Raw genomic sequence first — 25761 nt, 5'->3', positions numbered from 1 at the left:
AAGCACCCGCACGCGCACCGATCAGGGCAGGCGCGGCACCGGGGCCGGCTCCGCGAAGCGGAGCTGGTTGCCGAACGGATCGATCACGTCGAGCGCGAAGCCGAACGGCGTGCGGGTGATCCGCGGGTTGAGGTAGGGGTACGCCTTCGCGTCGAGCTCGGCGTGCAGCTCGCGGACTCCGCGGAGGGCGACGTGCACGGCGGCGCCGGGACTGCCGTCGCGGTGGTGCTCGCTGAGGTGCAGGCGGAGCCCCGAGCGCGACACCTGCAGGTAGAGGGGGGCGTCGAGCGCGGCGCGGTGCTCCCAGTCCACCTCGAAGCCGAGGTAGTCGACGTAGAACTCGCCCGCCTTGGCGACCGAGAAGATCCGCAGGATGGGCACGGCCGCCTCCAGCCGGACCGGCTCGAGCCGGTCCGGCTCCTCCGCGCTCGACCGGTCCCGTGCACGCCGTCTCGTCTCCACGCCACGAGGCTAGCCGCCCCGCGGTCGGCCCGGAGCCGGAGGGTCAGTCGACGAGACCGAGACCGCGCAGCAGCCGGAGGGTCTCGACCCCGGCGGGCGGGCAGCGGCCCGCATCGGAGCCGTCGACCCAGTGCAGCGAGTCGATCTCGCCGCTCGGGCGCGCCTCCCGGTCGAGCTCGGCGGCGAAGACGCTCATGTGGACTTCCCGCCCCTCCGGCTCGCCGTGCGCCTGGGTCCGGACGGTGAACAGGGGCTCGAGGCCGAGCGCGACGGCACCGAGCTCCTCGCGGGCCTCGCGGGCCGCCGCCTCGACCCCGCTCTCGCCCTCGTCGACCTTGCCGCCGGGGAGGTAGAGGACGTCGCGGCCCCGCGCCGTGACCATCAGGACGCGCCGGTCGCGGAGGACGGCGACGGCGGACACGACGATCGGCGGGAGGGTGCTCATCCGCTCATCATGCCCGCCGCGGGCGGACCGGCTCGGCGCCCCCGCGGCTACCATGGGGGCACACCAGAAGGACGCGCGCAGCCGGCGCGCGCCGGGGCCCCGTGCGCCCGAACAGCTGAGGAGCAACCCGTGGCAGAACCCACCACCCTCGACAAAGTCATCACCCTCGCGCAGCACAGGGGATTCGTCTTCCCCTCGGGTGAGATCTACGGGGGCACCCGCTCCGCGTGGGACTACGGGCCGCTCGGCGTGGAGTTCAAGGAGAACATCAAGCGCCAGTGGTGGAAGACCTTCGTGCAGGGCCGGGGTGACGTCGTCGGCCTGGACTCCGCGGTCATCCTGCCCACGGCGATCTGGCACGCCTCGGGACACGTCGGCGTCTTCTCGGACCCGCTGACCGAGTCGCTGATCACCCACAAGCGCTACCGCGCCGACCACCTCTTCGAGAAGTACGAGGAGGTCAACGGCCACCCGCCCGTGAACGGCCTCGCCGACATCCCGGACCCGGAGCACCCCGACAAGGTCGGCCAGTGGACCGAGATCAAGCAGTTCTCGGGCCTGATGAAGACCTACCTCGGCGTCGTCGACGACGAGTCGGGGCTGCACTACCTGCGTCCCGAGACCGCCCAGGGCATCTTCACCAACTTCGCGAACGTGCTGCAGAGCGCCCGTCGCAAGCCGCCCTTCGGCATCGGCCAGATCGGCAAGGCGTTCCGCAACGAGATCACCCCCGGCAACTTCATCTTCCGCACCCGCGAGTTCGAGCAGATGGAGCTCGAGTTCTTCGTCGAGCCCGGCACGGACGAGGAGTGGCAGGAGACCTGGATGCAGCTCGCCTGGGACTGGTTCGTCGGGCTCGGGATGAACCCCGAGAACATCCGGCAGTACGAGCACCCGAAGGACAAGCTCTCCCACTACTCGAAGCGCACCGTCGACATCGAGTACCGCTTCAGCTTCGCCTCGGGCGAGTGGGGCGAGCTGATGGGAGTCGCGAACCGCACCGACTACGACCTCAAGACGCACATCGAGCACTCGGGCAAGGACCTCTCGTTCTTCGACCAGAACAAGAACGAGCGCTACGTGCCGTTCGTGATCGAGCCGTCGTTCGGCCTCACCCGCGCGCTCATGGCGTTCCTCGTCGACGCCTACGAGGAGCAGGAGCTGCCGCCGAACGCCAAGGGCAAGGTCGAGACGCGGACCGTGCTGCACCTCGACCCGCGCCTGGCGCCGGTGAAGGTGGCCGTGCTGCCGCTCTCGCGCAACGAGGCCCTCTCGCCGCTCGCGCGCCGCGTCGCCGACCAGCTGCGCCAGCTCTGGAACGTCGACTTCGACGACTCCGGAGCGATCGGCCGCCGCTACCGCCGCCAGGACGAGATCGGCACCCCGTACTGCGTGACCGTCGACTTCGACTCGCTCGAGGACGACGCCGTGACCGTCCGCGACCGCGACACGATGAAGCAGGAGCGCATCCCGCTCGAGCAGCTCGAGTCGTACCTCTTCACCGGGCTCCGCGGGGCCTGACACTCCTCCCGGGACGCCGCCGACCGGACGGGCCGGCGGCGTCCCGCCGAACGCGGACCAGCCGGCCCTGCGGTCAGCGCTCGCGGGCGAGCAGGGCGAAGACGAGGGTCGAGGTCCACTCGCCCTTGCAGAACTCGTCCTCCCGGTGGTTCGCCTCGAGGCGCATCCCGAGCCGCTCGCAGAGGCGGGCGGACGCATTGTTCCGAGCGTCGAGCTGCGCGATCGCGCGGTGCGCGCCGAGGGTGTCGAACGCGAGGTCGAGCAGAGCCCGGGCGGCCTCGGTCGCGTAGCCGCGCCCCTGCGCCTCCGGGTGCAGCACCCAGCCGATCTCGACCGCCTCCTGCTCGACGGACGTCGCGATGAGCGTGAGGTCGCCGATCATCCGCCCGGCGAGGACGCCCTCCCGGGGGACGATCGCCAGCACGGCCACGTCGCCGTCGGCGGCGAGCCGTGTCGAGGGGAGGCGGCGCTGCAGGTGCGCCCGCGACTCCTCGGGGGTGCGCACCGGCCAGCGGAGGAACCGGACGGCGTCGGCGTCGCCCTGGTAGCGCGCGTGGTCCTCGGCGTCCTCCGGTCCGAGGGGACGCAGGAGCAGGCGCTCGGTGAGCAGCGGCGCGGAGCGCAGCGGCTCCGCATCGAAGGGGAGCCGGAGGCTCACGCGGTGGCGGCGTCCGCGTCGGGGTGCGCGGCGGCGGGCTCGGCCGGGACCACGATGCCGAAGAGCGCCTCGAGCCCGGTGAGGTAGGCCTCCTGGGCTCCGGCGCGCGCGTAGTCGCGGGCGCGGACGCTCGGGGTGTGCAGCAGGACGCCGGCGAGGTGGCGGAGCGCCTGCTCGGTGCGGCCGTCCTCGTCGCCGCGCGAGCGGGCCCGCTCGATCTCGGCGTCGAGCGCGTCGAACACGTGGGCGCGCAGGGCGACGACGGCCGGAGTGAGGCTCTTCTCGTCGGCGACGTCCGAGAACTTCCGGGCCGCCTTGTCGACGAGCGCGCGCGCCTGCTGCGACGCGTCGAGCACGTCGAGAGGCGCGTGCAGGCTGATCGTCTCGAGGTCGAGGAGCTCGACGCCGGCGACCGAGGTGACGTCGGAGGCGACGTTGCGCGGCAGGCCCAGGTCGATCACGAGCTGGCGCTCGCGGGAGAAGCCCTGGAGGCGCCCGGCGGCGAGCAGGGCGGCGTCGAGCACCGGCTCCTGGGTCGTGGTGCAGGTGATGACGATGTCGGCCGAGACCGTCTCGAGCGCGAGATCGGCGGCGGCGATGGGCCGGAGCGAGCGGCGGGCGGCGAAGCCCTCGGCGCGGCCGGAGGGGGAGTGCACGGCGATGTCGACCACTCCGCGGTCGCGCAGGGCCGCGACGGTCGCCCGCGCGTAGCTGCCGGTGCCGACGAGGAGGACGCGGGCGGCCCGCCAGTCGGTGACGCGGCTCGCGGCCAGGTCGAGCGCGAGGCGCACGATCGAGCGGCCGGCGCTGCCGAGGCCGGTGCGGTTCTTGATGCCGCGCGAGGTCTGCGAGGCGCGCTGGAAAAGCCGCTCGAGCTCGGAGGAGGTGGTGCCGAGGCGGCGCGCCTCCTCGAGGGAGCGGCGGACCTGGCCCGCGATCTCGCCCTCGCCGACCACGACGGACTCGAGCCCGCTGGAGACGGCGAAGAGGTGCTCGGCCACCCGGTCGCCCGAGACGACGTCGACGCTCCCGCGCAGCTCGTCCTGCTCGACGCCGGTCGCGGCGCTGACGGCGGCGGTGGCGGCCTCGACGGCGACGGCCTGCGCGGCGGTCAGCGGCTCCTCGATGTCGAGGTAGGCCTCGAAGCGGTTGCAGGTCGCGACGACGACGGCTCCGGAGACGAAGTCGATCCCCTCGGAGAGGGCCGCGGTCACGGCGGAGGAGTCGACGGAGAGCTTCTCGAGGAGATCGAAGCTGGCGTTCTTGTGCGACGCCGTCAGACACAGAAGCACCACGTCAGTCTACCCGCGCTCTGCGGGGCGGGGTCCCCGGACTGGGGAGGAATGCACGGATGCGCCTGGAATAATGCCGCGGTGACCTCCCCCACCGACGGCCTGCTCGATCCGCTGCACCCCCTCTCCGCCGGCCGCACGGCCGACTCGCTGCTCCTGCGCGCCTACCGCTCCGAGCGGGGCGAGAGGACGCCCGTCTGGTTCATGCGCCAGGCCGGCCGCAGCCTCCCGGAGTACCGGGCCCTGCGCACCGACACGAAGATGCTCGACGCCTGCCTCGACCCGGCGCTGGCGAGCGAGATCACCCTGCAGCCGGTGCGGCGCCACGGAGTGGACGCGGCCATCTTCTTCAGCGACATCGTGATCCCGCTGCGGCTCGCGGGCGTCGGCGTCGACATCGTCCCCGGGCGCGGTCCGGTGCTCGAGAAGCCGGTGCGCACGGCCGCCGACGTCGCCGAGCTCGCCTCGATCGACCCGTCCGTGCTCGACGAGACGCTCGAGCCCATCCGCGAGGGCGTGCGCCGCACCGTCGCGGGCCTCGGCGACACCCCGCTCATCGGCTTCGCCGGCGCTCCCTTCACCCTGGCCGCCTACCTGGTGGAGGGCGGCCCGTCCAAGGACCACCTGCGCGCGCGGACGATGATGCACGCCGACCCCGCCGCCTGGGCCCAGCTGATGGAGTGGACCGCCGAGGTCACCGGCCGCTTCCTCCGCGCGCAGGTGCTCGCCGGGGCCAGCGCCGCGCAGCTCTTCGACTCCTGGGCCGGGGCGCTCTCGCTCTCGGACTACACGACCCACGTCGCTCCCGCCTCCGCGCGCGCCCTCGTCCACGTGCGCGACCTGGCGTTCGACCACGGGGAGACGCGCCGCAACGTCCCGATCGTGCACTTCGGCGTCGGCACCGGCGAGCTGCTCGGAGCGATGCACGGTATCGGCGCCGACGTGGTGGGCGTCGACTACCGGATCCCGCTCGACGAGGCCAACCACCGCCTCGGCGGCTTCGTGCCGGTGCAGGGCAACGTCGACCCGGCGCTGCTGACCGCGCCGTGGGAGGTCCTCGAGGCCCACGTCGACGACGTGCTCCGCCGCGGCCTGAGCGCCCCCGCGCACGTGCTCAACCTCGGCCACGGCGTGCCGCCCGAGACCGACCCCGACGTGCTCACGCGCCTCGTCGCGTTCGTGCACGCCTGGCGGCCGTGAGCGAGGAGCGCCCCCGCGACGCGGCGTCGTACGACGTCGCGGTCGTCGGCGGCGGAGTGGCGGGGCTCGCCGCCGCCGCGGAGTGCCTGCGCATCGGCCTGCGCGTCGTGGTGCTCGAGGCGGGGGAGCGGGTCGGCGGCTCCGTCTCTCCGCTCGCCCTGGCCGGAGCCGCGCTCGACGCCGGCGCCGAGAGCTTCGCCACCCGGGGCGGCCACGTCGAGCGGGCGCTCGCCGCGCTGACCCTCGACGGCGTCCCGCTCGCCGAGTCGATCGTCGAGCCGCGGACGCACGGCTCGTGGCTGCACCTCTCGGGCGGCCGCTCCGTGCCGTCGCCCCGGGCCGGCATCCTCGGCATCCCCGGCACGCCGCTCGCCCCCGACGTCGTGCGGGCGATCGGCCGCCGCGGCGCCTGGCGCGCCTGGCTCGACACCCTGATGCCGGTGCTGCGCATCGGCCGCGCCCACTCCCTCGCCGAGCTGGTGCGCACCCGGATGGGCGAGCGCGTGCTCGAGGACCTGGTCGCGCCGGTCGTCTCCGGCGTCTACTCGAGCCGGCCGGACGACATCGACGTCGACCTCGCCGCACCCGGACTGAACGGCGCGCTCACCCGTGCGGGCTCCCTCGCCCGGGCAGTGGCCGCCCTCCGCGCGAACCTCCCGGCCGGAGTCGCGGTCCGCGGGCTCGAGGGCGGGATGCACCGCCTGGTCGCCGCGCTGGTCCAGCGGATCGACTACCTCTCCGGCGAGATCCGCACCGGCACCTCCGTGCAGCGGCTCGAGGGCTCCGACGGGGACTTCGTCCTGACCCTCGCCGACGGCGCTCTGAGCGCCCGAGCGGTGATCGTCTCGACGCCGGAGCGCGACGCCCGGGCGCTGCTCGCCGGCCTCGCTCCCGCCGTCGCGGAGCGCGCCGACGAGGCGCCCCACGACTCCGTCGAGCTGGTGACCCTGGTCCTCGACGACGCCCGCCTGGACGCAGCCCCCCGCGGCTCCGGCGTGCTCGTGGCGCCCACCGCCACCGACGTCACGGCCAAGGCGATCACGCACGCGACCGCGAAGTGGGACTGGCTGGCCGCCTCCCTCCCTCCCGGCCGCCACGTGCTGCGCCTCTCCTACGGGCGCCCGGGCGAGCGCCCGCCGCTCGAGGGGCGCACCGATGCCGAGGCGGCCGCGATCGCCCTGCTCGACGCCTCGACGCTGCTCGGACTCGCCCTCGATCCGGCCTCGCTCGTCGACTCCGCCCGGGTGCGCTGGGCCAACGTCCGGCCCGCCGCGGCGCTCGGCCGCCGCGCGCACCTGGAGGCGTTCCGCGAGGCGCTCCTCCCGATCGAGGGAGTCGCCGTGACCGGCACCTGGATCGCGGGCACGGGCCTCGCCTCGGTGCTCCCGCACGCCGCCGAGACGGCCGCCCTTATCCGGCGCCGACTGGTGCGTCAAGGAGTCGGGCTGCCGAGCGACGCCCGCGACGCCGACGGCTACTCTTAGGCCCAGGCATCCGCGCGAGCGCGCGGCGTGCCCCGGCACGAGTGGTCACCGACCGCGTGGACGATCGCGAGAGCGACCCAGGACGAGGAGTAGGCGTGAAGGGCAAGATTCTTTTCGTGGCAGGAGCCGCAGCCGGGTACGTGCTGGGAGCACGCGCCGGCCGCAAGCGGTACGAGCAGATCGCCTCGGCGGCAGGCCGCTTCTGGCGGACCCAGCCGGTGCAGGACGTCGCGGGCGCCGTCGGCGGTGCCGCGAAGACCCAGCTGAGCAGCGTCTCGGACAAGGCGTACGAGGTCGTGCGCTCGGTGGTCGTCAAGGCCGTGTCCGGCGGCAGGAAGGCCCAGGGAGCGAGCGACGCGGAGGCGTCGGCGGCCGCCCGCAAGGCGGCCTCGAAGGTCGACGAGGCCGCGGCGTCGGCCGGCTCCGGCGGGTCGACGACGTCCACCTCCACCAGCAGGGCCTAGTGCTCATCCCTCCGGCCGTGCCAGGCGCGCGACGGCCGGCACGTCCCACCCTCGAGGAGCTCCCGTGGTGAACGAACGCAATCCCAAGAACGCCCGATCACTGGGAGAGCTGGTCAGCGACCTGCCCGGCCTCGTGATCGAGCTCGTCAAGGCCGAGGTCGCCTCGCTGAAGAACGAGCTGGCGGGCAAGGCGAAGAGCGCGGGTCTGGCCGTCGGCCTGTTCGCGGTCGCGGCCTTCCTCCTCCTGACCGCGTGGGCGACGCTGGTCGCCTTCGCGATCATCGGCATCGCCTCGTGGCTTCCGGCCTGGCTGTCGGCGCTGCTCGTGACGGTCTTCTTCCTCCTGGTGGCCGTGATCCTCGCCCTCGTCGGCGTGCGCACCATCAAGAAGGCCGTGCCGCCGGTGCCGCAGGACTCGATCGACAGCATCAAGAAGGACGTCCAGGCGTTCAAGGGAGTGGGCAGCTATGACAACTGAGCGATCCGTCAGCAGCACCACGCCCCGCTTCGTCGACCCGGCGGAGCTGAAGCCCGGCCAGCTGAAGGCCGACATCGAGCGCGCTCGCTCCGAGCTGGCCGCGACCCTCGACGCGATCGAGTACAAGGTCAACGTGCCGCGCAAGGTGCGCACGGCCCAGCGGACGATCGAGCGCAAGCTCCAGGTGGTGCGCCGCCAGAACCCCTCCGCGCTGATCGCCGGAGCGGTCGGCGCCGCCGCCGCCGTGGGCCTCGTCGTCTGGGGCGTCGCGAAGCAGATCATCGAGGACTGAGCGCCGGAGGGCCCGGGGTGCTAGCGTCCCGGGCCCTCCGGCGCCAGAGCCCCCGCCGCTTTTGTGCATCGGCACGAGCGGAGGGATGATGGATCAATGACCGATCAGACCGCCGGCACGGCGGGTCCCGTTCAGTCCGCCCCCGACACGAGCGCCGCCGCTCCGGCGCCGCAGCCCCCTGCCGATCAGGATCACTCCGATCAGGCCCTGGGATACACGCTCTGGGCGGTTCTCCGCAGGGATCCCGCACGTCCGTTCACCCTCTCCAGCGACGCCGTGGATCCCGCGGTGGAGCAGTACGAGCACCTCGTCGCCCAGCTCGAGGGCGAGGGCGTGACCGTCCGCGGCACCTACGACGTCTCGGCCCTGCGCGCCGACGCCGACATCATGCTGTGGCTCACGGGCCCGGCGCCCGAGGAGCTGCAGCGGGCCTACCGCGAGCTGCGCCGCACGGAGCTGCTGGTCGGCCTCCTGCCGACGTGGAACGCGATGGGCGTGCACCGCGACGCCGAGTTCAGCTCGAACCACCTCCCCGCCTACATGCGCGGGAAGGCGCCGGCCCGTTGGCTCACGGTCTACCCCTTCGTCCGCTCCTACGAGTGGTACATCCTCCCCGAGGAGGAGCGCCGCGCGATGCTCGCCCAGCACGGGCGCCAGGGCTCGCGGTTCCGCTCCGTCCTGACCAACACGGTCGCCTCGTTCTCGCTCGGCGACTACGAGTGGATCCTCGCCCTCGAGGACGAGGAGCTCGTCAACCTCGTCGACCTCATGCGCGACCTGCGCGCCACCGAGGCCCGCCGCCACGTGCGCGAGGAAGTCCCCTTCTACACAGGACGGCGCATCGACGCCGACCAGATCGCCGAGGTGCTCCGATGAGCGACACGACCAGCGAGCCGATCCTCGTCCGCGGGGCCACCCCCGCGGCGGCGTCCGGCCCCGAGCACGTCGAGGTCCCCGTGGCCTACGACGCGATCCTCCTCGCCGGCTTCGGCGGGCCCGAGGGTCAGGACGACGTCATCCCGTTCCTCCGCAACGTCACCCGCGGCCGCGGCATCCCGGAGGAGCGCCTCGAGGAGGTCGCCCACCACTACCGCCACTTCGGCGGCGTCAGCCCGATCAACGCGCAGAACCGTGCGCTGAAGAAGGCGCTCGAGGCCGAGCTCGCGAACCGCGGCATCGACCTCCCCGTGCTCTGGGGCAACCGCAACTGGGCGCCCTACATGAGCGAGGCCGTCGCCGAGGCGAAGGAGCGCGGGTTCACCAACCTGCTCGCCATCGCCACCAGCGCGTACTCCTCTTTCTCGTCCTGCAGGCAGTACCGCGAGGACTACGCGGCGGCGCTCGAAGCGACCGGCCTCGAGGGCGAGCTGCGGATCGACAAGGTGCGCCAGTTCTTCGACCACCCCGGCTTCGTCATGCCGTTCGTCAAGGCCGTCCACGACGGGCTCGACGAGCTGCGCGAGCGGATGCCCGACCTCGATGTCACGTCCGAGGTGGAGGTGCTGTTCTCGACGCACTCGATCCCCATGGCCGACGCCGAGCGCAGCGGACCCCACGAGCGCCACGACGACGGCACCGTCGTCGACGTGCACGAGTTCGGACCGGGCGGCGCCTACGAGGCGCAGCACCTCGCCGTCGCCGAGGTCGTCATGGCCGCCGCCACGGACGAGGACGTGCCCTGGCAGCTGGTCTACCAGTCGCGCTCCGGCCCGCCCACCCAGCCCTGGCTCGAGCCGGACATCAACGACGCCATCGCGGAGCTGCCGGCCCGCGGCCGCCGCGCGCTGCTGATCGTCCCGCTCGGCTTCGTGTCCGACCACATGGAGGTCATGTGGGACCTCGACAACGAGGCCCTCGAGACCTCGGAGGAGCAAGGACTCGTCGCGCTCCGCGTCGCGACCCCCGGCACGGACCCGGTCTACGTCTCCGGCCTGATCGACCTGGTCCTCGAGCGCGTCAACGGCGTGCCGACCGAGGACCGGCCCTCGATGACGGCGCTCGGCCCCTGGTACGACGTCTGCCGCCCCGGCTGCTGCGAGAACGTGCGAGCGGGGTTCAAGCCCGCCCTGGCGGGAGTCGCACCGTGATGAGGAGTCGTCTGTCGTGAGCATCAGAGTCGGCACCCGCGCGAGCGCGCTCGCGGTGGCGCAGACCCGGATGACGGCCGATCTGATGTCGGCCGCCGCGGGGGTCCCCGTGGAGCTGGTGCGCATCGAGTCGGACGGCGACCGCATGCGCGGCTCGCTCGCCTCCCTCGGCGGCACCGGCGTGTTCGTCAGCGCCCTGCGCGACGCGCTGCTCGCCGGGCGCTGCGATGCGATCGTGCACTCGCTGAAGGACCTGCCCACCGCTCCGGTGGAGGGCCTGCTGCTCGGAGCGGTCCCCGAGCGGGAGGACCCGCGCGACGCGCTCTGCGCCCGCGACGGGCTCACCCTGGCGACCCTGCCGGTCGGAGCCCGCGTGGGCACGGGCTCGCCCCGTCGGCGCGCGGCGCTGCTGGCCGCCCGTCCGGACCTCGGGATCGTGGACATCCGCGGCAACATCGACACCAGGCTCCGGAGGGTGCTGCCCGGCAGCGACTCGCCGCTGGACGCGATCGTGCTCGCCCTGTCCGGCCTGCGCCGCCTCGGCCGTGTCGACGCGATCACCGAGGTGCTCGGCTTCGACGTCTCCCCGCACGCCCCCGGTCAGGGAGCGCTGGCCATCGAGGTGCGCGACGAGGAGCCGTCGGAGGAGCTGCGTGCCGCTCTCGCGGCGGTCGAGCACGTGCCGACCCGCGCGGCGATCACGGCCGAGCGGTCGCTCCTCGCCTCCCTCGAGGCCGGGTGCGCCGCTCCGATCGGAGCCTCCGCAGTCGTCGAGGAGGACCGCGTGGTCCTGCACGGCGTGGTCTTCGCCGTCGACGGCACGGCGTCCCTCGCACGGGAGGTCGCGGAGCCGGTCGATAACGGTTCGGTCGGCGGTGGTCGACACCGGGCGGATCCGCAGTATGGTGGTCGCGAACTGCCCGTCGTCGAAGCCGCGTTCCGTTGCGGCTCTCTGCTCGCTGACGCGCTTCTCGGTGCGGGTGCCGCCGAACTCGCACCCCTGGGAGCCCCTTCGTGATCGTCCCCGCCGCCTACTCCCAGTGGGAGAAGCCGTTGCAGGGGTGGCGCATCCTCGTCCCCCGCGGAGGCCCGTGGGGGGACGGTGTCGCCGCCGCTCTCCGTGCCAAGGGAGCCTCGCCCGTCGTCGCTCCGATGATCAACTTCGCGCCGACCGACGACTTCCCGGCGCTCGAGCAGGCCCTCGCCGACCTCGAGGCCGGCGCCTTCGACTGGATGACCGTCACGAGCGCCACCACGGTCGACGTCCTGTCCCTCCTGCGCACCACCGTGCCCGCGAGCACCAAGGTGGCGGCGGTCGGCGAGACCACGGCGGCCGCGCTCGTCGCCGCCGGCTACTCCGTCGACCTCGTCCCCTCCGAGGACAACTCCGCCCGCGGCCTCCTGGCCGAGTGGGAGGAGGCCACCGGCGGCCGGCACCCCCTGCGCGTGCTGACGCTGCGGTCCGAGATCGCCAAGCCGCTGCTCACCGAGGGCCTCACCCGCATCGGGCACGACGTGCGCTCCGTGGTCGCCTACCGCACGGTCGGCGTCCCGGTGGAGGAGCGCGTCGTGGCGGATGTCGCCGGCGGAGCCGTGCACGCGATCCTCGTCACCTCGGGCAGCGTCGCGGAGCAGGTCCAGAAGCAGCTCGGCCCGGTGCCCGAGTCGATCCTCGTCGCCGCGATCGGCCCGCAGACCGCGAAGGACGCCCGCGCCTTCGGCCTGCGCGTCGACGTCGTCGCCGACGAGCGCTCGGCCTCCTCCCTCATCGACGCGGTCGCCGCCGTCGCCACGGAGCGCGCTCCCCGCTGAGCCGCCTCTCCGGCGCGATGTCGGCCGGGAGGGGCGGGCCTCGCCCCACAGGGCAGCGACCCGCCTCTCGGCAGACGTGGTGCGTCCGGAGCACCTCCACGGGGTGGGGCGTCCGCGCTCCCGGGAGGTGCTCGGCGGGGCGGGATTACGCTGGAGGACATGACTGCCATCCGCCCGCGCCGCCTCCGCACGACCCCCGCACTCCGCCGTCTCGTCCAGGAGACGCGCATCCACCCGGCGCAGCTGATCCTGCCCCTCTTCGTGGCCGAGGGGATCACCGAGGCCCGGCCGATCGGGTCGATGCCGGGGGTGATGCACCACTCGCTGGACAGCGTCCGCGGAGCGGTGACAGAGGCGGCCGAGGCGGGGATCGGTGGCGTGATGCTGTTCGGCGTGCCCACCACGCGCGACGCGGTCGGCTCCGGTGCGACCGACCCCGACGGCGTGCTCAACGCCGCGACGCGGGTCGTCGTGGAGGAGGTCGGCGACGCGCTGGTCGTGCAGACCGACCTGTGCCTGGACGAGTTCACCGACCACGGCCACTGCGGCGTGCTCGACGACCGCGGGCGCGTCGACAACGACGCCACGCTCCTCCGCTACGAGGAGATGGCGCTCGCCCAGGCCGAGGCCGGCTCCCACCTGCTCGGGCTCTCGGGGATGATGGACGGCCAGGTCGGAGCGATCCGCGCCGCTCTCGACGGCGCCGGGCACCTCGACACCGCGATCCTCGCGTACTCGGCGAAGTACGCCTCCAGCTTCTACGGTCCGTTCCGCGAGGCCGTGCAGTCCACGCTCGAGGGCGATCGCCGCACCTACCAGCAGGACCCGGCGAACCGCCGCGAGGGCCTGCGCGAGGCGACCCTCGACCTCGCCGAGGGTGCCGACGTGGTGATGGTGAAGCCCGCCATGAGCTATCTCGACGTGCTCTCGGACGTCGCCTCCGTCTCGGACGTGCCGGTCTGGGCGTACCAGGTGTCGGGGGAGTACGCGATGATCGAGGCCGCCGCCGCGAACGGCTGGATCTCGCGCGAGCCGGCGATCCTGGAGTCGGTCACGGGGATCCTTCGCGCGGGGGCCGACGCGGTTCTCACCTACTGGGCCGTCGAGATCGCTCGCGACCTGCTGAAGTAGCCGCTCCTCCTCCCGGGAGCGAGACTCGGCATCTCGTCCGAAAGCGCTCCTCCGGCGCGAGGGCGCCGGGCGGCGCGCGTACCCTGGAGGGGTGACCACCTCGGCTAACGACACCCTGTACGAGCGTGCCCGACACGCGATCCCCGGAGGCGTCAACTCGCCCGTCAGAGCGTTCCGCTCGGTCGGCGGGACCCCGCGCTTCATGGTCTCGGCCGCCGGCCCGTTCATCACGGACGCGGACGGGCGCGAGTACGTCGACCTCGTCTGCTCCTGGGGCCCCGCCGTCCTCGGGCACGCGCACCCCGAGGTCGTCGCGGCGGTGCAGGAGGCGGCCGCCCGCGGTCTCTCGTTCGGCGCGTCCACTCCCGCCGAGACGGATCTCGCCGAGCTGGTCGAGGCGCGGATCACGGCCGGGGGAGTCTCGCCGATCGAGAAGCTCCGCCTGGTCTCCACCGGCACCGAGGCGACGATGACGGCGATCCGCCTCGCCCGCGGCGTCACCGGCCGCGACCTGCTGATCAAGTTCTCCGGCCACTACCACGGCCACTCCGACGGACTGCTCGCCGATGCCGGCTCCGGTCTCGCGACCCTCTCGCTGCCCGCCTCCGCCGGCGTCACGGCCGCGACCGCGGCCCAGACGATCGTGCTGCCGTACAACGACCTCGAGGCGGTGCGCGCGGTCCTGGCCGAGCGCGGCGCCGACATCGCGGCGGTCATCACCGAGGCCGCGGCCGCCAACATGGGCGTCGTCGCTCCGGACCCGGGCTTCAACGCGGCCCTCGCCGACCTCGTGCACGCGAACGGCTCGCTGCTGATCATGGACGAGGTGCTCACCGGCTTCCGCGTGAGCGCCGGCGGCTGGTGGGGGCTCGAGAACCGCGGCGCCGAGGCTCCGTACCGGGCCGACCTCTACACCTTCGGCAAGGTCATCGGCGGAGGGATGCCGGTCGCGGCTCTCGGCGGCCGTGCGGACGTCATGGACCACCTGGCGCCGCTCGGGCCGGTGTACCAGGCGGGCACCCTCTCCGGGAACCCGGTCGCGGTGGCCGCGGGCATCCGGACGTTGCAGCTGGCCAACGACGCGGTCTACGCCTCGCTGGACGCCACGGCGCTGACGCTCCAGCGCGAGGTGTCGGCGGCGCTGACGGCCGAGGGCGTCGCGCACACGGTGCAGACGGCCGGGAGCCTCTTCAGCTTCATGTTCACGGACCTGGGCCGGCCGGTGCGGGACTACGCCGAGGTCCAGGCGCAGGAGTCGTTCCGCTACCCGGCGTTCTTCCACGCGATGCTCGACGCGGGCGTCTCGCTGCCGCCGTCGGTGTACGAGGCCTGGTTCGTCTCGGCCGCGCACGATGACGCGGCGATCGGGCGCATCGTGGACGCGCTGCCGGCGGCGGCGAAGGCCGCGGCGGCCGCTCGGGCGTAGGCTCCCGGGCCACCCGCGGATCAGACGGGGGGCCCGCCGCACCGGATCTCCGGGCGGCGGACGTCCCGCGCGCCCGACCGCCGGCGTGCGGCGACCGGGCAGGGGCCCTCAGCCCCGGCGCGAGACCGACTTCGGCAGCACGAACACCAGCGCGAAAGCGGCGACCGCCATCAGGGTGCTGAGGAGCATCGCGGGAGCCGCGGCGTCGAGGAAGCCCGAGGCGACCGTGTCCGGACCCGTGATGACGAGGCTCCCGAACAGCACGCTGCCGATGACCGCGATGCCCACGGCCGAGCCGATGCGCTGGATCGCCGAGATCACGCCGCTCGCCGCGCCCGCGTCCTGCGGGTCGACGGTCGAGACGATGAACTGCACGTTCGGGGCGATGAAGAAGCCGTTGCCGAGGCCCGCGATCAGCAGCGGCGGCAGGAGCTGCCAGTTGCTGATCGAGTCCGGGGTCGCGGTCAGCAGCACCAGCCAGACCCAGCCGAGCCCGATGGCGAGGAGCCCGCTGCCCATCACCAGGACGTTGCGCCCCAGGCGCGCGGTCATCCGGTTGCTCTGCGAGGAGCTGATGATGCTGCCGATCGCGAAGGGGATCGAGACCAGGCCCGACTCGAGCGCGGTGTGGCCGAGGCCCGACTGCCAGAGCAGCGAGATGGTGAAGAAGATGCTCGTGAAGGCCGCGAAGTAGACCAGCGCGAGGATCACGCCTCCGGTGAAGGCCGGGTGGCGGAACAGCGACGGCGGCACCAGGGGAGCGCGGCCGCGGCGGACGTGGAGGACCTCCCAGGCGCCGAACGCGGCGAGGAGCAGGACTCCGCCGGCGATCGAGAGGAAGGTCCACAGCGGCCAGCCCTCGTCCTCGCCCTGGATGAGCGGGACGAGCAGGGCGACCAGGCCGCCGGAGACGAGCACGAGGCCGAGCCAGTCGACGCCTCCGCTCGGGGCGCGGTCGCCGGCCTCGAGGTCGCGGCGGGCGGGGAGGAGGACCGCGGCGGCGATCAGGGTCGCGACGCCGATGGGCAGGTTCACCCAGAAGACCAGGCGCCAGCCGTTCTCGTCGCCGAAGGCCTGGATGATCAGGCCGCCGATGATCGGGCCGAGCGCCGACGAGACGCCGAGGACCGCGCCCATCACCGCGAAGGCCTTGCCGCGCGAGGGACCGCGGAAGAGGAGCTGGATGTAGGCGTTGACCGCCGGGACGAAGACGCCGCCCGCCAGGCCCTGCACGATGCGGGCGATGACGAGCTGGGTGTCGTCCGCGGCCAGTCCGCACGCGAAGCTGGCGACGGTGAAGAGGGCGATGCCGCTGACGAAGACCCACTTGTGCCCGAAGCGGTCGCCGAGGCGGCCGGCGGGGATGAGGGCGAGGCCGAACGCGAGGGCGTAGCCGGAGATGATCCAGGAGAGCGTCGACTCGGAGGCGTCGAGCGTGGTGCGGATGGTGGGCAGCGCCACGTTCACGATGGTCGTGTCGAGCAGGGCGATGAACATGCCCGCGAGCAGGACGATCAGCGAGCGCCAGGCGCGCTTGTCGGGGGCGGGAGGGGCGCCGGTCGATCGGGCGGTCGACGTCTCGGTCATCGCAGGAGTGCCTTTCGAGCAGGGGGGGAGGGGGTGGTCCGTCAGACCTGTTCGAGGGACGCGACCGGGTGTGAATGCTCGCAGGAGAAACCGGGTTTCCGCACGCCGGGATCTGTGGGGGCCTTCAGGCGGAGGGCATGCCGCAGGCTCGCCTCGCGGGGCGTCAGCGGATGCGCGACTCCGCTAGCCGGGCGCAGTCGATGCAGAGCTCGGCCGTGGGCCGGGCGGCGAGGCGGGCGGCTCCGATCGGGCGGCCGCACGAGGCGCAGTCCCCGTAGCCGCCGGTGCCGAGGCGGGTGCGAGCGGCGTCGAGCTCGCGCGCCGTGCGGGCGAGAGCGTCGCGGACTCCGGCCACCCGCGACCACTCGGCCGAGAGCGGCGTGCCCTCCGGGTCGTGCTCGTCATCGGCGGTGCCGTCGGCACGGTCGCGCAGGAGCTCGGCCAGCGAGGCCTCGAGCCGGGCCGCCTCGTCGCGCGTCTCGGCCTGCCGCTCGGCCAGCAGCGCGTCGAGGAGGCGCGCCTCGTCCGGATCCATCGGCATCCGACCATGCTGCCACCCACGCGAGCGGCGGGGCATCGTTGTGCGATCCGGCGCTGACCCGGCGGCGGGCGGCGGGGCAGACTAGAGGCATGCCCGTCGTGACCGTGCTCCCCGACCGCCTCGAACTCCGCCTCACCGCGGCCGAGCGACTGCTCGCGTTCCACCGCAGCGACGTCGTCGTCGACCGGTCGAGCATCCGCTCGGCGACGGTCACCGAGGACCCCTGGATCTGGGTGCGGGGCATCCGCGCGCCGGGCACCGCGGTGCCGCTCACGCTCGCGGCCGGCACGTGGAAGTTCCACGGCGGCAAGGACTTCCTGCTGATCAAGCGCACCGCCTCGGCCGTCGTGATCGACCTGGTCGACGAGGACTACTCCCGCCTGATCGTGAGCACCAAGCACGCTCCCGAGCTGATCGCGGCCCTCCAGCTGGGGACGACGACCGCGGCGATCCCCGTGATCGAGACCGACGACCTCGTGATCGTCCCCGAGGTCGCCGAGCAGGCGGAGCGGGCCCAGGCGGCCGCCGCGGAGAAGCGCGCGAAGAAGAGGGCGAAGGCGGCGGAGGCCGCGGCCGTGGCCGCGGAGGCGGCGGGTCCGGCGACGGTGGTCGAGGGTCAGGAGGCGGCGAGCGGCGGGAGCGCGGCGGCGGCGGCGACCGCGGCTCCGGCGGCTGACCGGGCCGCGGAGGACGTCGCGGCGCCGACGGAGTCAGCAGCGGGGGCCGCTCCGAAGAGCCCGAAGGCCACGCCGAAGGGCGCTCCGAAAACGAGTGCTCGGACCGCCGCGAGCACGCCGGCCGAGTCCGGGGCTTCCGCGCCCGTGGACGTCATCGGCTCCGAGCCGATCGACTCCGCAGCTCCGGTGAAGCCCGCGGAGCCGAAGCCCGCCGAGAAAAAGGCCGCGGGATCGAAGCCCGCCGAGCCGAAGCCCGCCGGATCCGAGTCCGCCGACCCCGCCCCCGCGAAGCCGGCTCCGGCCGCGAAGCCCGCGCCGAAGCCCCGCACGCCGGCGAAGCCCCGCGCCGCGCGCCCCGACTCCTCCGTCGGTCACGCGTCGGCCGAGCCGAGCGGCGCCACCGAGGCTGCGGAGTAGCGCACCGCCGCACGAGCAGCCGCCCCGCAGCGCCGGCCGGGGCGCCCCCTCCTCCACGCTCGAGGCGGGCGGACGCCCTCTGCCGACGCCGTGCCCTCAGGCGCGGACGTCCACCAGCGTCCGACCGTGCGAGCGGCCGGCGAGCACGTCCTCGGCCGCGTCGACCGCCCCGCCGAGCGGCACCGTCGTCGTCAGCTCGTCGAGCAGCTCCAGGTCGAGGTCGTGGGCGAGGCGGCGCCAGGCCTCCTCGCGGAGCTTGCGCGGCGCCTCCACCGAGTTGATGCCGGCCAGCGTCACTCCGCGCAGGATGAACGGCATCACGCTCACCGGCAGGTCCGGGCCCTGCGCGAGACCGCACGCCGCCACGGTGCCGCCCCACCGCGTCTGCGCGAGGGCGTTCGCGAGCGTGTGCGAGCCGGCGGAGTCCACCGCTCCCGCCCAGCGCTCGGACTGCAGCGGCTTCCCGCCCTCCTGCAGCTCGGCGCGGTCGATGACGTCGGAGGCGCCCAAGCGCTGGAGCAGAGCGCCGTGCTCGCCGAGCCGGCCGGTCGAGGCGACGACCTCGTGGCCCAGGCGCGCCAGGAGCGCGACGGCGAGCGACCCCACGCCTCCCGAGGCCCCCGTCACCAGGACGGGACCGCTGCCCGGCCGCACGCCGTGCCGCTCGAGCGCCAGCACGGCCAGCATCGCCGTGAAGCCGGCGGTGCCGATCGCTCCGGCCCGTGCCGCCGAGATGGCGCCGGGCAGCCGGAGCAGCGACGCGGAGTCGACACGCGCCCGCTCGGCGAGCCCGCCGTCGTGGCGCTCGCCAAGGCCGGCGCCGTTGAGCACCACCCGGTCGCCGGAGTCGAAGCGCTCGCCCGCCTCGCCGTCCGCGTACTCCACGGTGCCGACCAGGTCGATGCCGGCGACGAGCGGGGTGCGGCGCACGATCCCGGGCCGCCCCGCCAGCGCCAGGGCGTCCTTGTAGTTGACGCTCGAGTACTCGACGGCGATCGACACGTCGCCGTGCGAGCGGTCGGGATCGTCGCGCTCGAGGAGGCGGACTCGGTTGGGGGTCTCGGTGTCGGAGTCGGAGTGCCGCTCGACGACGATGGCTCGGTACATGGGCCCACGCTACGCCCGCGGGCCCGCGGCCGGGCGGTCAGTTCAGGGGCCGGGTGCCCTCGGGGAGCGATCCGCCGGAGTAGAGGGCGGAGGCCGCGTCCTGGAGCGCCGTCAGGGCGACGCGCTGCGTCCACGGACCGTAGGAGACGCGGGCCAGCCCGAGCTCCTCGAAGCGGGCGGGGGACTGCGATCCGGGGACGCCGATGACGCTGACCCGCTGCCGCCCGAGGGCGGCGACGAGGGACTCCAGCTCGGCGTCCTGGAGCAGCCCGGGGACGAAGAAGCAGGTAGCGCCGGCGTCGAGGTACGCGCGGCCGCGCTCGATCGCGTCGGCCAGGACCTCGCCGCGGTCGCGGTCGCCGGCGCGGAGGAACACGTCCGTGCGGGCGTTGAGCGCGAAGGGCACCGCCTCCTCCTCGGCCGCGGCGACGGCCTTCTCGACCGCCCGCAGCGCCTCCGGGAGCGGCTTCGCCTGGTCCTCGAGGTTCGCGCCCACGACGCCGATCCCGATCGCGCGCCGGACCGTCTCGCCCGCGTCGCCGTAGCCCGCCTCGAGGTCGGCCGAGACCGGGACCTCGACGGCGGCGACGATGCGCTCGATCATGCCGAGGTGCAGCTCCAGCGGGATCCGCTCGCCGTCCTCGTAGCCGAACGCCGCCGCGATGGAGTGGCTGGCGGTCGCGAGCGCCCGGGTCTCCGGGAGCGCGGCGATCGTGGTCGCGCTGATCACGTCCCAGACGTTCACCACCTGCAGCAGCTCGGGGGCGGTGTGGAGGTCGACGAGGGTGCGCCCGCGCGCTTCGATGCTCATGGCACGAGCGTAGGGCCCGCGTGCGCGGCGCAGGCCGCCGCATCGCAGTCCGCGCACACGACGAGCTGGGCGCGGCAGGAGAGGTCGGTGCAGTTGCGCATCCGGCTGGTCGGCGCGGCGCACGAGGTGCAGCGGCCCAGCACCTCGGCGTCGGGGGAGAAGGAGACGGAGCCGCGGCCGTCGAAGACGTACAGGGCCCCCTTCCACAGCCCGCGGTCGCGCCGCGCCTCGGCGTAGCGGACGACGCCGCCGTCGAGCTGGTACACCTCGCCGAAGCCGCGCGCCGTCATCAGGCTCGACAGCACCTCGCAGCGGATGCCGCCGGTGCAGTACGTGACGACGGGCCGGCCCTTGAGGTGGTCGTAGACGCCGGCGTCGAGCTGCTCGACGAACTCGCGGGTGCTGGAGACCCCCGGCACGATCGCCCCCTCGAACCGGCCGATCTCGGCTTCGAAGGCGTTGCGGCCGTCGAAGAGCACCACGTCGTCGCGCTCGGCGACCAGGGAGTCCAGCTGGTCCGGGTCGAGCCGCGGCGCCGTCCCGACGACCCCGTCGGCGTCGACCCGCAGCTCGTCGGGCGCGCCGAACGAGACGATCTCGTCGCGCACCTTCACCGAGAGACCGGGGAAGTCGAGGCTGCGGCCGTCGTCGTCGAGGCCGGAGCCGTCGCTCCACTTCACCTCGAGCCCGTGGAAGGCCGAGTGCTCACGGGTGCGGCGGACGTAGCGCTTCAGGGCGTCCATCCCGCCGCCCAGCGTGCCGTTCACCCCGTGCTCCGAGATCAGCAGGCGCCCGCGCAGGCCCAGCGACTCGCACAGCTCGCGCTGCCACAGCCGCACGGACTCGGGGTCGGCCAGCGGCACGAAGCGGTAGAACAGCAGGATCTTCGGCAGCACCGGCACATCCTACGAGGACGTCCGGACCGGGGCGCGGCGTGTGGCAGCATCGTCGGGTGCCCGACGCCTCCGCCCCCGTGCCGCACTCCCGCCTCGAGGACGTCTTCGGTCTCGTCACCGGTGCGTTCGTCGTGTCGCTCGGCCTCTACCTGCTGCGCGCGAGCCAGGCGGTCACGGGCGGCACCGCGGGTCTCGCGCTGCTGCTGGGGTACCCGCTCGACATCCCGTTCGGCGTCATCCTCGTCACGGTCAACGTGCCGTTCCTCGCCCTCTCGCTGTGGAAGAAGGGCTGGCGGTTCACGCTGCGGACCATGTTCTCGATCGTGCTGGTCTCGGTCCTGGCGGGGCTGCACCCGCTGGCGTTCGGCGAGCTGCGGATCGAGCCCGTCTACGGCGTCCTCACGGGGGACGTGCTCGCGGGGATCGGCCTCCTCATCCTCTTCCGGCACGGGTCGAGCCTGGGCGGGTTCAGCATCGTCGCCCTGATCGCGCAGGAGCGGCTCGGCTGGCGGGCGGGCTACGTGATGATGGCGCTCGACGCGTGCGTGGTCGCGGCCGCGCTGCTGGTGGTGCCTCCGCTGAACGTGCTGATCTCGGCGGCGGGAGTGGTGGTGCTCAACCTGGTCCTGGCGTTCAACCACCGGCCCGGGCGCTATCTCGGGTCCTGACCCCCTCCGCAAGCCCTTCGGCGCGCACCGCCGGGTTCCTAGGCTGAGGGCGCGGGCCCCCGCCCGCCCTTCCCGAACGGAGAAACCGGATGTCCGACTGGACCTACGACCCCTACGCCCGCCTCGGCGAGGTGCCGACCTTCGCGCTCGAGAGCGACGACATCGCCGACGGTGCGCCCCTGTCCGCCCGCCACTACGGCGAGGGCTCCGGCGGGGAGGACGTCTCGCCGCACCTGCGCTGGTCGGGAGCCCCCGCCGAGACGAAGAGCTTCGCCGTGACGGTGTTCGACCCCGACGCGCCCACCGGCTCCGGCTTCTGGCACTGGGCCGTCTACAACCTCCCGGCCGACACCACGGAGCTCCCCACGGGAGCCGGAGCCGCCGGCTTCGAGCTGCTCCCGGCGGGCGCGCAGACGCTGCCCAACGAGATGCGGCTGCGCCAGTTCGTCGGAGCGGCGCCGCCGGACCGCGAGCACCGCTACTTCTTCGTGGTGCACGCCCTCGACGTCGAGTCGCTCGACCTCGACCCGGAGTCGACGCCGGCGATCCTCGGCTTCAACGCGCACTTCCACACCCTTGCGCGGGCGCAGATCGTCGCCACGGCGACGCCGGACGGCGCGAAGGGCTGACCCGCTCCGCGGGGAGCGCGCGCTACCCGAAGAGGGTGCGCGCCTCCTCGTAGCGGGCGTCCGGGACCGTCTTGAGGGTGCCGAGCGCCTCGGCGAAGTCCACGTGGTAGATGTCGGTGCCGCGCAGGGCGACCATGCGGCCCCAGTGCTCGGCGACGACGGAGTCGATGGCGGCCATGCCCAGGCGGGTCGCGAGGACGCGGTCGAACGCGGTGGGCGTGCCTCCGCGCTGGATGTGGCCGAGCGTCGTGGCGCGGGTCTCGATGCCGGTGCGCTCCTCGATGAGCGGAGCCAGCAGCTCGCCGATGCCGCCGAGGCGGGGCCGGCCGAAGGCGTCGAGGCCGCGCTCGGAGTGGGCGTCGTCCATCGTGTCGAGCGAGAAGCCCTCGGCGACCACGACGAGCGGTGCGCGCCCGCGGTCCTGCGCGCTCTGCACCCACTCGACGATCTTGTCGAGGGAGGTGCGCTTCTCCGGGATGAGGATGACGTGGGCGCCCGCGGCCATGCCGGAGTGCAGGGCGATCCAGCCGACGTGGCGGCCCATGACCTCGGCGACCATGCAGCGGCCGTGCGAGTCGCCGGTGGTGCGGAGGCGGTCCATCGCGTCGGTCGCGATGCCGACGGCGGTGTCGAAGCCGAAGGTGTAGTCGGTGGCGCCGAGGTCGTTGTCGATGGTCTTCGGGACGCCGACGATCTTGAGGCCCGCGTCCGTGAGGCGCTTAGCCGCGGCCAGGGTGCCCTCGCCGCCGATCGCGATGATCGAGTCGATGCCGTTGCGGTCCATCATCTCGGCGATCTTCTCGGGGCCGCCGTTCTCGCCCTCGAAGGGGTTCGTCCGGCTGGTGCCGATGATCGTGCCGCCCTGCTTGGCGATGCCCTGGATCTCGGGGCGGCCCAGGGGCAGGAGGTCGCCGTCGACCACTCCGCGCCAGCCGTTCCGGAAGCCCACGAACTCCTGGTCGTAGACCTTGATGCCCTTGTAGACGGCACCGCGGATGACGGCGTTGAGGCCGGGGCAGTCGCCACCGGAGGTCAGGATCCCGATCTTCACCCGCTCAGGTTAGAGGACCCGGTGAACGGATGTGCACGCGGACGACGACGGGCCCCTCCTCGCCGCCTCGAGGAAGGGCCCGTCGTCGTGCTCGGTGCTGGTGGGACTAGGTCGTGACGAGCTCGCCGTTGACGCCGCGGGGGAAGAATCCGCCGGTGCGCGTGCCGGCCGCGGGGTTCAGGTACACGATGTTGAGGACCTGGCCCGGGGTGCGGCTGAACGCGATGGAGCTGCCGTCGGTCGGGACGATGTTCGCCTGGCCGTTGACCTTGACGCCCTGGTCGAGGTCGGTCTTGCCGTCGAGGCTGTCGCGCGCGTCGGAGAGCTTGTTCGCCGAGTCGGACAGGTCGGCGGCGTAGATCGCCGAGCGGATCGCGCCCGCGTGGTACGCCTCCACCGCGAGGATGCCGGCGGCCGCGTCGAGGTAGGTCTTCGACTGGATGAGCGGGGCGGCGCCCTTGTAGGCGGTCACTCCCACGTCCTCGAAGACGAAGGCGCCGAGCAGGAAGTTCGACTCGCTCGCGAACGGGTCGAACGACTGACCGGCCTTGATCAGCCCCGCCGCAACGGCGGCGGAGTTGAAGCTGTCCTTCAGGTTGATCGCCGGGCGGGCCACCTTCGCGGTGCCCAGCGCGGCCCGCAGGAACTGCACGTGGGCCTTCTCGTCGTTCGCGACCTCGGTGGCGAAGCTCTTCAGCCACGGGGTCTTGAAGTCGACGGGGCGGCCGCCGATGACGCCGCCGGGCGTGCCCTTGCCGGTCACGTCCGAGCCGCCGAGGCCGGTGCCGTAGACGGCGCGGAGGTAGAACTCGGCCTCGAGGTACTCGAGGTTGAGGGCGAAGTTGAGGATCGAGGCGTCGCTGGGGCCGCTGGCAGCGACCTCCTCGGCGGAGGCGGTGGGCGCGGCGAGGGCCGCGGCTCCGATGCCGAGGCCGGCGACGCCGGTGGCCTCGAAGAAGCGGCGACGGTCGAGAGCGGTCTCAGAGCTCTTGACGATCGCGTTGCGGATGAAGGTCGTGTCGAACATGTGCGCATCTCCAGTGATAGGCGGGTGCCGGGCGGCTGGAGCGCCGCCGCGACAGCGCGAAGCTACGCCCGGGATCGACCTGCTGACCAGTGGAAACGGGCGATCGGATCCGCGCATGTGTTCACGCCGTCTGAACCAATCCGCCGGGCGTGTCGCTCCGAACACGTCGTGGATGGGGGTTCTGCGGAGGAGCGTCCGATCCGGTGTCGGAGCCGCCGGTTAGCATCACTGCGTGTCGATCCCCGCCCCCGCTCCCGAGCCCTCCTGGGCGACGGTCTACGCGCCGTCGGAGCCGGTGAGCATCGCGCTCACCCTCCGCACGCTGCTGCGGGGCTCGGGCGACCCGACCATGCTCCTCGACGCGTCCGGCTTCTGGCGGGCGTTCCGCACGCCGCTCGGCCCGGGCACGCTGCATCTGCGGCAGGCGGCGGACGGCGCGGTCCACGCGAGCGCCTGGGGCGGGGGAGCGGAGTGGCTGATCGACGCGGTCCCCGAGCTCCTCGGCCACGGCGACGACTGGAGCGGGCTCGACCTGTCGGCCCACGCGCCGCTCGCCGAGGTGCTCCGCCGCTCGGCGGGCCTGCGCCTCACGCGCACGAACCTGGTGTTCGAGATGCTCGTGCCGTCGGTCCTCGAGCAGAAGGTCACGAGCACGGAGGCGTGGCGCGCCTACCGGGTGCTGGTGCGCCTCCACGGGGAGCCCGCCCCGGGGCCGGTCGCTCTGCACGTGGCTCCGAGCGCGCAGCAGTGGCGGCGCGTGCCCTCGTGGGACTGGCACCGCGCGGGAGTGGATCCGCGGCGCTCGCGGACCGTCCTCACCGCCGCGCTCGTCGCCTCCGGCCTCGAGCGGACCCTCGCGCTCGGGCGGGGCGGCGACGAGGTCGCCCGCCGGCTGCAGTCGGTGCCGGGGATCGGGCCGTGGACGGCGTCCGAGGTGATGATGCGGGCCCACGGCGATCCGGACGCGGTCAGCGTGGGCGACTACCACCTGGCCGCGGCCGTCGGCTTCGCGCTCACGGGCCGGCTCGGGGTCGACGACGACGGCATGCTCGAGCTCCTCGAGCCGTGGCGCGGGCACCGGCAGCGGGTCATCCGGCTGATCGGCTGCAGCGGAGCGAGGAAGCCGCGGCACGGCCCGCGGATGACCATCCAGGACCACCGCCGGCACTGATCCGCTCCTCCACAGGGGCGGCTCGCGGGCGAGTCGGCGCGACCACCGCGTCACGCCGCGTCCGGGCGGCGGGTCGGGCTTAGCCTCGGAGGATGCAGCAGTCGACGACCCCAGGTGTGCCCGGCAGCGACCCGGAGCGCGAGCCCGACGACGCGGCCGTGCGGAGCGGCGTCGACGCGACGGTCGGTGGTCGGACGCCGGAGGGCGGCACGGAGTCGGACGACGAGGTCGAGGCCGGCGAGGCGCGCGACTCCGTGAGCGGGGACGTGGCCGAGCCTCAGGACGAGCAGGAGTCCGACGCTGAGGACGAGGACCTGCGCGAGTCCGGTGTTCAGGACGAGGACGAGGTCGTGCGCGACGCTCAGGACGAGGCCGTGAGCGAGTCCGAGATCCAGGACGAGGACGAGGTCGTGCGCGACGCTGAGGA

The 25761-nt window shown here is 73.6% G+C and carries 27 protein-coding genes; 16 read left to right on the top strand and 11 right to left on the bottom strand.

What is annotated here, in order from left to right:
* Positions 1-21 precede the first annotated feature (21 nt).
* Positions 22-462, bottom strand: coding sequence for a glyoxalase superfamily protein (locus C5D66_RS11975; RefSeq protein ID WP_208543318.1), 441 nt, complete (start codon positions 460-462; stop codon positions 22-24).
* 43 nt (positions 463-505) lie between these two features.
* The gene (locus C5D66_RS11970; RefSeq protein WP_104255342.1) at positions 506-907 is read right to left on the bottom strand and encodes an NUDIX domain-containing protein; all 402 of its coding nucleotides are present in this window, start codon (positions 905-907) and stop codon (positions 506-508) included.
* 129 nt (positions 908-1036) lie between these two features.
* Between C5D66_RS11970 and C5D66_RS11965 the strand changes: the two genes are divergently transcribed.
* Entirely contained in the window at positions 1037-2428 is a 1392-nt protein-coding gene (locus C5D66_RS11965) for a glycine--tRNA ligase (RefSeq protein ID WP_104226140.1), read from the top strand.
* A gap of 73 nt (positions 2429-2501) precedes the next feature.
* Here the strand turns inward: C5D66_RS11965 and C5D66_RS11960 are convergent, their stop codons facing one another.
* Both C5D66_RS11960 and C5D66_RS11955 read right to left on the bottom strand, forming a co-directional pair.
* On the bottom strand, positions 2502-3086 hold the full coding sequence (locus C5D66_RS11960; protein ID WP_258063913.1) for a GNAT family N-acetyltransferase: 585 nt from the start codon (positions 3084-3086) through the stop codon (positions 2502-2504).
* On the bottom strand, positions 3083-4378 hold the full coding sequence (locus C5D66_RS11955; RefSeq protein ID WP_104326925.1) for a glutamyl-tRNA reductase: 1296 nt from the start codon (positions 4376-4378) through the stop codon (positions 3083-3085). The genes C5D66_RS11960 and C5D66_RS11955 overlap by 4 nt, the downstream gene beginning before the upstream one ends.
* Before the next feature lie 51 nt (positions 4379-4429).
* Between C5D66_RS11955 and hemE the strand changes: the two genes are divergently transcribed.
* From hemE to hemL, 11 genes are all read left to right on the top strand, one after another.
* Positions 4430-5578 carry a uroporphyrinogen decarboxylase gene (gene hemE / locus C5D66_RS11950; protein ID WP_104255341.1) on the top strand — a complete coding sequence of 383 codons (1149 nt, stop codon included), beginning with the start codon at positions 4430-4432 and terminating at the stop codon, positions 5576-5578.
* Positions 5575-7062: an NAD(P)/FAD-dependent oxidoreductase gene (locus C5D66_RS11945; protein ID WP_258063915.1), complete on the top strand. Its 1488-nt coding sequence runs from the start codon at positions 5575-5577 to the stop codon at positions 7060-7062. The genes hemE and C5D66_RS11945 overlap by 4 nt, the downstream gene beginning before the upstream one ends.
* Before the next feature lie 116 nt (positions 7063-7178).
* Positions 7179-7526, top strand: a complete 348-nt coding sequence (locus tag C5D66_RS11940; protein WP_146076886.1) for a YtxH domain-containing protein — start codon at positions 7179-7181, stop codon at positions 7524-7526.
* A 67-nt stretch (positions 7527-7593) separates the two neighbouring features.
* Entirely contained in the window at positions 7594-8004 is a 411-nt protein-coding gene (locus C5D66_RS11935) for a phage holin family protein (RefSeq protein WP_258063916.1), read from the top strand.
* Positions 7994-8296, top strand: a complete 303-nt coding sequence (locus C5D66_RS11930; RefSeq protein WP_104222879.1) for a DUF3618 domain-containing protein — start codon at positions 7994-7996, stop codon at positions 8294-8296. Before C5D66_RS11935 ends, C5D66_RS11930 begins: the two co-directional genes overlap by 11 nt.
* 96 nt (positions 8297-8392) lie before the next feature.
* On the top strand, positions 8393-9172 hold the full coding sequence (gene hemQ, locus C5D66_RS11925; protein ID WP_104326916.1) for a hydrogen peroxide-dependent heme synthase: 780 nt from the start codon (positions 8393-8395) through the stop codon (positions 9170-9172).
* On the top strand, positions 9169-10383 hold the full coding sequence (locus tag C5D66_RS11920; protein WP_104255339.1) for a ferrochelatase: 1215 nt from the start codon (positions 9169-9171) through the stop codon (positions 10381-10383). The genes hemQ and C5D66_RS11920 overlap by 4 nt, the downstream gene beginning before the upstream one ends.
* A gap of 16 nt (positions 10384-10399) precedes the next feature.
* Entirely contained in the window at positions 10400-11401 is a 1002-nt protein-coding gene (gene hemC, locus C5D66_RS11915) for a hydroxymethylbilane synthase (protein WP_104255338.1), read from the top strand.
* Positions 11401-12195 carry a uroporphyrinogen-III synthase gene (locus C5D66_RS11910; protein WP_104222950.1) on the top strand — a complete coding sequence of 265 codons (795 nt, stop codon included), beginning with the start codon at positions 11401-11403 and terminating at the stop codon, positions 12193-12195. The genes hemC and C5D66_RS11910 overlap by 1 nt, the downstream gene beginning before the upstream one ends.
* A gap of 159 nt (positions 12196-12354) precedes the next feature.
* Complete coding sequence (hemB, locus tag C5D66_RS11905; RefSeq protein WP_104249902.1) at positions 12355-13326, top strand: porphobilinogen synthase; 972 nt, start codon at positions 12355-12357, stop codon at positions 13324-13326.
* Positions 13327-13417: 91 nt separating this feature from the next.
* On the top strand, positions 13418-14752 hold the full coding sequence (hemL, locus tag C5D66_RS11900) for a glutamate-1-semialdehyde 2,1-aminomutase (protein ID WP_104326915.1): 1335 nt from the start codon (positions 13418-13420) through the stop codon (positions 14750-14752).
* A gap of 108 nt (positions 14753-14860) precedes the next feature.
* On the opposite strand, the gene C5D66_RS11895 is transcribed toward hemL, so the two are convergent.
* Both C5D66_RS11895 and C5D66_RS11890 read right to left on the bottom strand, forming a co-directional pair.
* Positions 14861-16339: an MFS transporter gene (locus C5D66_RS11895; protein ID WP_104233092.1), complete on the bottom strand. Its 1479-nt coding sequence runs from the start codon at positions 16337-16339 to the stop codon at positions 14861-14863.
* A 163-nt stretch (positions 16340-16502) separates the two neighbouring features.
* A complete protein-coding gene (locus tag C5D66_RS11890) occupies positions 16503-16880 on the bottom strand; it encodes a TraR/DksA family transcriptional regulator (protein ID WP_258061390.1) in 378 nt (125 codons plus the stop codon).
* 89 nt (positions 16881-16969) lie between these two features.
* Here C5D66_RS11890 and C5D66_RS17500 point away from each other — a divergent pair, with 89 nt between their 5' ends.
* A complete protein-coding gene (locus C5D66_RS17500; RefSeq protein ID WP_258061389.1) occupies positions 16970-17974 on the top strand; it encodes a hypothetical protein in 1005 nt (334 codons plus the stop codon).
* Positions 17975-18070: 96 nt separating this feature from the next.
* Here the strand turns inward: C5D66_RS17500 and C5D66_RS11880 are convergent, their stop codons facing one another.
* Genes C5D66_RS11880 through C5D66_RS11870 form a run of 3 tightly spaced genes read right to left on the bottom strand, consistent with a single transcriptional unit; the run spans position 18071 to position 20788 of the window.
* Positions 18071-19081, bottom strand: a complete 1011-nt coding sequence (locus C5D66_RS11880) for an MDR family oxidoreductase (protein WP_104326914.1) — start codon at positions 19079-19081, stop codon at positions 18071-18073.
* 37 nt (positions 19082-19118) lie between these two features.
* Complete coding sequence (locus C5D66_RS11875) at positions 19119-19892, bottom strand: isocitrate lyase/phosphoenolpyruvate mutase family protein (protein ID WP_104326913.1); 774 nt, start codon at positions 19890-19892, stop codon at positions 19119-19121.
* Complete coding sequence (locus tag C5D66_RS11870; RefSeq protein ID WP_104326912.1) at positions 19889-20788, bottom strand: rhodanese-related sulfurtransferase; 900 nt, start codon at positions 20786-20788, stop codon at positions 19889-19891. The genes C5D66_RS11875 and C5D66_RS11870 overlap by 4 nt, the downstream gene beginning before the upstream one ends.
* Before the next feature lie 56 nt (positions 20789-20844).
* Between C5D66_RS11870 and C5D66_RS11865 the strand changes: the two genes are divergently transcribed.
* Together C5D66_RS11865 and C5D66_RS11860 are read left to right on the top strand one after the other, a co-directional pair.
* Positions 20845-21456 (top strand): YitT family protein, encoded by a 612-nt coding sequence (locus C5D66_RS11865; protein ID WP_244230588.1) that lies wholly within the window; start codon positions 20845-20847, stop codon positions 21454-21456.
* A gap of 89 nt (positions 21457-21545) precedes the next feature.
* Complete coding sequence (locus tag C5D66_RS11860; RefSeq protein ID WP_104222867.1) at positions 21546-22085, top strand: YbhB/YbcL family Raf kinase inhibitor-like protein; 540 nt, start codon at positions 21546-21548, stop codon at positions 22083-22085.
* 22 nt (positions 22086-22107) lie between these two features.
* Here the strand turns inward: C5D66_RS11860 and C5D66_RS11855 are convergent, their stop codons facing one another.
* Positions 22108-23136, bottom strand: a complete 1029-nt coding sequence (locus tag C5D66_RS11855; protein WP_104255334.1) for a 6-phosphofructokinase — start codon at positions 23134-23136, stop codon at positions 22108-22110.
* A gap of 106 nt (positions 23137-23242) precedes the next feature.
* The gene (locus C5D66_RS11850; RefSeq protein ID WP_104222865.1) at positions 23243-24163 is read right to left on the bottom strand and encodes a ferritin-like domain-containing protein; all 921 of its coding nucleotides are present in this window, start codon (positions 24161-24163) and stop codon (positions 23243-23245) included.
* Between the two features lie 232 nt (positions 24164-24395).
* Between C5D66_RS11850 and C5D66_RS11845 the strand changes: the two genes are divergently transcribed.
* Positions 24396-25334, top strand: coding sequence for a DNA-3-methyladenine glycosylase (locus C5D66_RS11845; RefSeq protein WP_258061387.1), 939 nt, complete (start codon positions 24396-24398; stop codon positions 25332-25334).
* The last annotated feature ends 427 nt before the right edge of the window (positions 25335-25761 follow it).

Origin of the sequence: Rathayibacter sp. AY1B4 (genome assembly GCF_002932815.1) — a bacterium.
In the GTDB taxonomy this organism is placed as follows: Bacteria; Actinomycetota; Actinomycetes; order Actinomycetales; family Microbacteriaceae; genus Rathayibacter.
This window is presented reverse-complemented; position numbering and strand designations above follow the sequence as displayed.

What these genes read in the sequence shown, in the direction of transcription:
- C5D66_RS11970 (WP_104255342.1), bottom strand. Translation starts at nt 907, where the DNA reads ATGAGCACCCTCCCGCCGATCGTCGTGTCCGCCGTCGCCGTCCTCCGC.
- hemE (WP_104255341.1), top strand. Translation starts at nt 4,430, where the DNA reads ATGCACGGATGCGCCTGGAATAATGCCGCGGTGACCTCCCCCACCGAC.
- C5D66_RS11930 (WP_104222879.1), top strand. Translation starts at nt 7,994, where the DNA reads ATGACAACTGAGCGATCCGTCAGCAGCACCACGCCCCGCTTCGTCGAC.
- hemQ (WP_104326916.1), top strand. Translation starts at nt 8,393, where the DNA reads ATGACCGATCAGACCGCCGGCACGGCGGGTCCCGTTCAGTCCGCCCCC.
- C5D66_RS11920 (WP_104255339.1), top strand. Translation starts at nt 9,169, where the DNA reads ATGAGCGACACGACCAGCGAGCCGATCCTCGTCCGCGGGGCCACCCCC.
- hemB (WP_104249902.1), top strand. Translation starts at nt 12,355, where the DNA reads ATGACTGCCATCCGCCCGCGCCGCCTCCGCACGACCCCCGCACTCCGC.
- C5D66_RS11895 (WP_104233092.1), bottom strand. Translation starts at nt 16,339, where the DNA reads ATGACCGAGACGTCGACCGCCCGATCGACCGGCGCCCCTCCCGCCCCC.
- C5D66_RS11890 (WP_258061390.1), bottom strand. Translation starts at nt 16,880, where the DNA reads ATGCCGATGGATCCGGACGAGGCGCGCCTCCTCGACGCGCTGCTGGCC.
- C5D66_RS17500 (WP_258061389.1), top strand. Translation starts at nt 16,970, where the DNA reads ATGCCCGTCGTGACCGTGCTCCCCGACCGCCTCGAACTCCGCCTCACC.
- C5D66_RS11880 (WP_104326914.1), bottom strand. Translation starts at nt 19,081, where the DNA reads ATGTACCGAGCCATCGTCGTCGAGCGGCACTCCGACTCCGACACCGAG.
- C5D66_RS11875 (WP_104326913.1), bottom strand. Translation starts at nt 19,892, where the DNA reads ATGAGCATCGAAGCGCGCGGGCGCACCCTCGTCGACCTCCACACCGCC.
- C5D66_RS11860 (WP_104222867.1), top strand. Translation starts at nt 21,546, where the DNA reads ATGTCCGACTGGACCTACGACCCCTACGCCCGCCTCGGCGAGGTGCCG.
- C5D66_RS11850 (WP_104222865.1), bottom strand. Translation starts at nt 24,163, where the DNA reads ATGTTCGACACGACCTTCATCCGCAACGCGATCGTCAAGAGCTCTGAG.